This is a genomic window from Microbacterium sp. BF1 (assembly GCF_019279095.1).
Classification (GTDB): domain Bacteria; phylum Actinomycetota; class Actinomycetes; order Actinomycetales; family Microbacteriaceae; genus Microbacterium; species Microbacterium maritypicum.
Genome location: NZ_JAGYWT010000176.1, coordinates 1 through 4,961 on the forward strand (window position 1 = coordinate 1; position 4,961 = coordinate 4,961).

A 4,961-nucleotide genomic window follows, 5' to 3' on the forward strand; every position below is an offset into this window, starting at 1 on the left:
CTCCTCTGGTTCCTGCGTGGCGATTCCAATGTGGGGTGGCTCCGCGACAACGGCGTCACGATCTGGGATGAGTGGGCAGACGAGTCCGGCGACCTGGGGCCGGTCTACGGGGTGCAGTGGCGGTCGTACCTGCTTGATCGCGACGGTGTCGTTCGACGGCACCCGCACGAGCGGGGCGATCGGGTACGCGGCGACGGCCTGCAGCTGCACGAGCACGGAATCGAGCGTGTTCGCCGAGTGCTCCATGTCGATCAGCAGCCAGTCCAGTCCCGACCCCGCGGCGACCTCGGCGAGCAGCGGGCTGCCGGAGCAGACCCACATGCCCACGAACGCTCGATCGGAGGCCGCGAGCTGCTCACGGAACGAGGGGTCTAGACGAAGCGGCATGCGATTGTTCCCATCGGTCCGTAATCGCACAGCACTTCGTCGCCGCGCGACACCCACATCGGGCGTGTGAACGATCCTGCCAGGATGATCTCCCCGGCCTCGAGACGCGCGCCGTGCTGATGGAACTTGTTCGCGAGCCATGCGACCCCGGTCGCCGGGTGGCCGAGCACTCCGGCGGCGACGCCGGTCTCCTCGATCTCGCCGTTGCGGGAGAGCACGCCGGGAACCCAGCGCAGATCGATCTCGTCGGGGCGCCGGTGCACCGTGCCGAGCACCATCGCTCCGTACGCGGCGTTGTCGCTGATCGTGTCGACGATCGTGCGGCCCTCCAGCTCGATGTGCGAGTTCAGCACCTCGAGCGCCGGCACGGCGTAGTCGATCGCCGCCAGGGCATCCTCGAGGGTGCAGTCCGGGCCCTCCAGCGGGGTCTTCAGCACGAAGGCGAGTTCGACCTCGATGCGCACGTTCGAGAAGTGATCGACCGGGATCTCTGCGCCTGACTCGTACACGGTGTCGTCGAACATCACGCCGTAGTCCGGCTCGGTGATGCCCGTGGCCTGCTGCATCGCCTTGGACGTCAGCCCGATCTTGCGGCCGACGAGTCGGCGACCCGCGGCGATCTGGGAGTCCCTCCAGACGCCTTGGATCGCGTAGGAGTCCTCGACCGTAGCCTCCGGGTACCGCGCCGTGATGCGCGGGATCACCGCGTGCGTGCGGTCGGCCTCCGCGAGCTCCGCCGCGATCTGCGTGATCGTGTCTGCTGACAGCATCCGTGCCTCCTAGAGCTGGTGGCCCAGCTTGTACTCGCCCTGCTTGTACTCGGGCATGTCCTTGTCGTCGTCCGCTCGCGTGTACGAGAAGCCGTCGGCGCCGATGGTCACCGCCATCTCACTGGAGTCGGTGCGGGCGACCACCGGCTGCGGGTTGCCGTCGAGATCGAGCACCAGCGAGGCATCCGTGTACCAGGACGGGACGACGGGGTTCCCCCACCAGTCGCGGCGCTGGTTGTCGTGCACATCCCAGGTGATGACCGGGTTGTCGGGGTCACCGGTGTAGTAGTCCTGCGTGTACACCTCGACGCGGTGCCCGTCGGGGTCGCGCAGGTAGAGGTAGAACGCGTTCGAGACGCCGTGGCGGCCGGGACCGCGCTCGATCGAGTCGGAGCGGCGCAGGGCTCCGAGCTTGTCGCAGATGGCGAGGATGTTGTGCTTCTCATGCGTGGCGAAGCACACGTGGTGCATGCGGGGTCCGTCGCCGCCGGTCATGGCGGTGTCGTGCACGGTGGGCTTGCGGCGCATCCAGGCGGCGTAGACGGTGCCCTCCTCGTCCTGGATGTCCTCAGTGACGCGGAAGCCGAGGTCCTGCATGAACCCCACGGCACGCGGCACGTCGGGGGTGACCTGGTTGAAGTGGTCCAGGCGCACCAGCTCGCCGGGGATGTGCAGGTCGTAGCGCCACGACATCCGCTCGACGTGCTCGGTGGCGTAGAAGAACTCGTACGGGAAGCCCAGCGGGTCGACCACCCGCACCGAGTCGCCGATGCCCTTGACGAAGCCGTTCTCGTTGCGGCGCACGTCGCAGCCGAGCTCCGTGTAGAACTCGACGGCGCGGTCGAGGTCTTCGGGCGTGCGGACCCGGTACGAGAAGGCGGCCACGGCGGCGATCGGGCCCTTGCGCAGCACCAGGTTGTGGTGGATGAACTCCTCGGTCGAACGCAGGTAGATCGCCTCGTCGTCCTCCGCGGTGACGTAGAGCCCCAGGACGTCGACGTAGAACTGGCGGGAGGCGGCGAGGTCGGTGACCACGAGCTCCATGTACGCGCAGCGGAGGATGTCCGGCGGCGAGCTCTGCGGCGTCGCGATCGGGTTGTCCGAGCGGATCGGCGCCTCCTGGGAGACGTAGAAGCCCGAGGAGGTCAGGGTCATGTCGTCGCGGTGTGTCATGTCAGCGTCCTTGCGTGAGGGTTCCGGTCGCACTTTCTGTCGCATCCGCGCGGGCGGGGCGGCACAAAGTGCGACCGGAACGAGACAGTGGGGTCAGTTCTTGCCGAAGGTCGGGTTGTGGGAGTGGGCCGCGAGCGTGATGTGCACGCTCTGCTGGTCGGTGTAGAAGTCGATCGAGCGGTAGCCGCCCTCGTGCCCGAGGCCCGAAGCCTTCACGCCGCCGAACGGCGTGCGCAGGTCCCGCACGTTGTTGCTGTTCAGCCACACCATGCCGGCTTCGACCGACTGCGCGAAGTTGTGCGCGCGCTTGAGGTCGTTCGTCCAGATGTAGGCGGCGAGCCCGTACTTGGTGTTGTTCGCGAGCGAGAGCGCCTCCTCGTCGGAGTCGAAGGGCGTGATCGCCACGACGGGGCCGAAGATCTCTTCCTGGAAGATACGGGCGTCGCGGGAGACGTCGGCGAACACGGTCGGTGCGACGAAGTTGCCCTCCTCGAAGCCCTCGGGGCGACCGCCACCGGCGACCAGGCGGCCCTCGGTCTTGCCGATCTCCACGTAGCTCATGACCTTGTCGTAGTGCTCGGGGTGCACGAGCGCGCCGACCTCGGTGGCGGGGTCGTGGGGGTAGCCGACCTTGACCCGCTTCGCCTGCGCGGCGTAGCGCTCGACGAACTCCTCGTAGATCGAGCGCTCGACCAGGATGCGGGAGCCGGCGGTGCAGCGCTCACCGTTGAGGGAGAAGACGCCGAAGATCGTGGCGTCGACCGCGGCCTCGAGGTCGGCGTCGGCGAAGACCACGGCGGGCGACTTGCCACCGAGCTCCATCGACAGGCCCTTGAGGAACGGGGCGGCATTGCCGAAGATGATCTGTCCGGTGCGGCTCTCGCCCGTGAACGAGATGAGCGGCACATCGGGGTGCTTCACGAGCGCGTCGCCCGCGTCTTCGCCGAGACCGTTCACGAGGTTGAAGACGCCCTTGGGCAGCCCCGCCTCCTCGAAGATGCCGGCCCACAGGGATGCCGACAGCGGCGTGAACTCGGCCGGCTTGAGCACGACCGTGTTGCCGGTCGCGAGTGCGGGCCCGAGCTTCCACGACTCGAGCATGAACGGCGTGTTCCACGGCGTGATGAGGCCGGCGACACCGATCGGCTTGCGGTTGACGTAGTTCATCTGCTTGCCCGGCACCTTGAAGGCGTCGTCGGACTGGGCGACGATCAGGTCGGCGAAGAACCGGAAGTTCTCGGCGGCGCGGCGGGCCTGTCCCAGCGCCTGGGTGATCGGCAGGCCGGAGTCGTACGACTCGAGCTCGGCCAGGCGTGCATCGCGGGACTCGACGATGTCGGCGATCCGGTGCAGCACGCGCGAGCGCTCGCGGGGGAGCATCCGCGGCCAGGGGCCCTCGTTGAACGCGCGCGTGGCTGCCGCGACGGCGAGTTCGATGTCGGCCTTCTTGCCGGCGGCGGCGGTCGTGTAGGTCTGGTTGGTGACCGGATCCAGCACGTCGAACGTGTCGCCGTCGACGGAATCGACGAACGCGCCGTCGATGTAGTGCTGGATGTGGTCGGGGAGGTCGGCGGGGATGCGCGAATCGGTCATGAGATTTCTCCGGTCGTCTGGGCGGAACGGGTGTGCAGTGCGTCGAGGAACGCGTCCATCGTGCGCCAGCGGTGGTTGCGGGCGGCGAGTTCGATCTCGAGCGGGTCGGCGCCCGCGCGGATGAGGTCGAGGATCTCGGTGTGCTCCTCGACCGAGTGCTGGGCGCGTCCGGGGATCGACGCGAAAGTCGTGTCGCGGATGGCGGAGAGCCGCGACCAGCCGCGGTGCACGAGGTCGAGCAGGTGAGGGTTGGGGCACGGCTCGAACAGCACCGAGTGGAACTGGCGGTTGAGCTCGGTGAAGGCATGGGCGTCGAGATGATCGAGCATCTGCGCCATCCGCTCGTTGATACGGGCGGCCTCCTCGAGAGCGTCCTCGTCGAGCAGGGGAGCCGAGAGCGCGGTGGCGCAGCCCTCGACCAGGCCGAGCGTTTGCATGGTGTGCGCGTACTCGCTCTCGTCGACGAGGGTCACCCGCGCTCCGACGTTGCGCTCGAACGTCACGAGTCCCTCGGCTTCGAGGCGGCGGATCGCCTCGCGCACGGGGACGACGCTCATCTTCAGATCCTCGGCGATGGAACCCAGCACCAGCCGGTAGCCGGGGCTGAACATGTGCCCCGTGATCCGCGAACGGAGCCACTCGTACGCGACCTCGGACTTGCTGGCCGCCGTCGTGGTCATCGCGTGCTCCGGTGGGCCGTGGCCTCCTCGTAGCGGGCGCGCCACTCGGCGTTCAGGGGGAACAGGCCGTCGACGGGGTGACCTGCGGCGACCTGCTCGGCGATCCAGGCATCTTCGATCTCCTGCGCGACGGCACTGGCGGCGACCTCGGCGGCCAGCGCCGGCGGGATCACGATCACCCCGTCGCTGTCGCCGACGATGATGTCTCCGGACTGCACGGTCGCGCCGCCGCAGGAGATCGTGACATCCACGTCCCACGGCACGTGCTTGCGGCCGAGCACGGAGGGGTGCGCACCCTGCGAGAACACGGGGAGTCCGATCTCGGCGACCGCGTCGAAGTCGCGGACGCCGCCGTCGG

4 protein-coding genes and 3 pseudogenes are annotated in these 4,961 nt (G+C 68.3%); 1 reads left to right on the top strand and 6 read right to left on the bottom strand.

Features of this window, described 5'->3' with window-relative positions; genetic code table 11:
- Window positions 1-186: pseudogene (locus KZA10_RS08015) on the top strand (thymidylate synthase); the annotation flags it as partial.
- On the opposite strand, the pseudogene KZA10_RS08020 reads toward KZA10_RS08015, so the two are convergent.
- From KZA10_RS08020 to KZA10_RS08045, 6 genes and pseudogenes are all read right to left on the bottom strand, one after another.
- A pseudogene (locus KZA10_RS08020) lies at window positions 118-387 on the bottom strand (aldolase/citrate lyase family protein); the annotation flags it as partial. The pseudogenes KZA10_RS08015 and KZA10_RS08020 overlap by 69 nt on opposite strands.
- Window positions 372-1,157 carry a 2-keto-4-pentenoate hydratase gene (locus tag KZA10_RS08025; RefSeq protein ID WP_017828354.1) on the bottom strand — a complete coding sequence of 262 codons (786 nt, stop codon included), beginning with the start codon at window positions 1,155-1,157 and terminating at the stop codon, window positions 372-374. The pseudogene KZA10_RS08020 and the gene KZA10_RS08025, both read right to left, overlap by 16 nt.
- A gap of 9 nt (window positions 1,158-1,166) precedes the next feature.
- Window positions 1,167-2,330, bottom strand: a complete 1,164-nt coding sequence (gene hpaD, locus KZA10_RS08030) for a 3,4-dihydroxyphenylacetate 2,3-dioxygenase (protein WP_017828355.1) — start codon at window positions 2,328-2,330, stop codon at window positions 1,167-1,169.
- Window positions 2,331-2,423: 93 nt separating this feature from the next.
- Window positions 2,424-3,923 (bottom strand): 5-carboxymethyl-2-hydroxymuconate semialdehyde dehydrogenase, encoded by a 1,500-nt coding sequence (hpaE, locus tag KZA10_RS08035; protein ID WP_218682602.1) that lies wholly within the window; start codon window positions 3,921-3,923, stop codon window positions 2,424-2,426.
- Window positions 3,920-4,603 carry a GntR family transcriptional regulator gene (locus KZA10_RS08040; RefSeq protein WP_017828357.1) on the bottom strand — a complete coding sequence of 228 codons (684 nt, stop codon included), beginning with the start codon at window positions 4,601-4,603 and terminating at the stop codon, window positions 3,920-3,922. Before KZA10_RS08040 ends, hpaE begins: the two co-directional genes overlap by 4 nt.
- Window positions 4,600-4,961 (bottom strand): annotated as a pseudogene (locus KZA10_RS08045) (hypothetical protein); the annotation flags it as partial. The pseudogene KZA10_RS08045 and the gene KZA10_RS08040, both read right to left, overlap by 4 nt.

Coding starts and splice junctions, on each gene's coding strand:
- KZA10_RS08025 (WP_017828354.1), bottom strand. CDS start 1,157: ATGCTGTCAGCAGACACGATCACGCAGATCGCGGCGGAGCTCGCGGAG.
- hpaD (WP_017828355.1), bottom strand. CDS start 2,330: ATGACACACCGCGACGACATGACCCTGACCTCCTCGGGCTTCTACGTC.
- hpaE (WP_218682602.1), bottom strand. CDS start 3,923: ATGACCGATTCGCGCATCCCCGCCGACCTCCCCGACCACATCCAGCAC.
- KZA10_RS08040 (WP_017828357.1), bottom strand. CDS start 4,603: ATGACCACGACGGCGGCCAGCAAGTCCGAGGTCGCGTACGAGTGGCTC.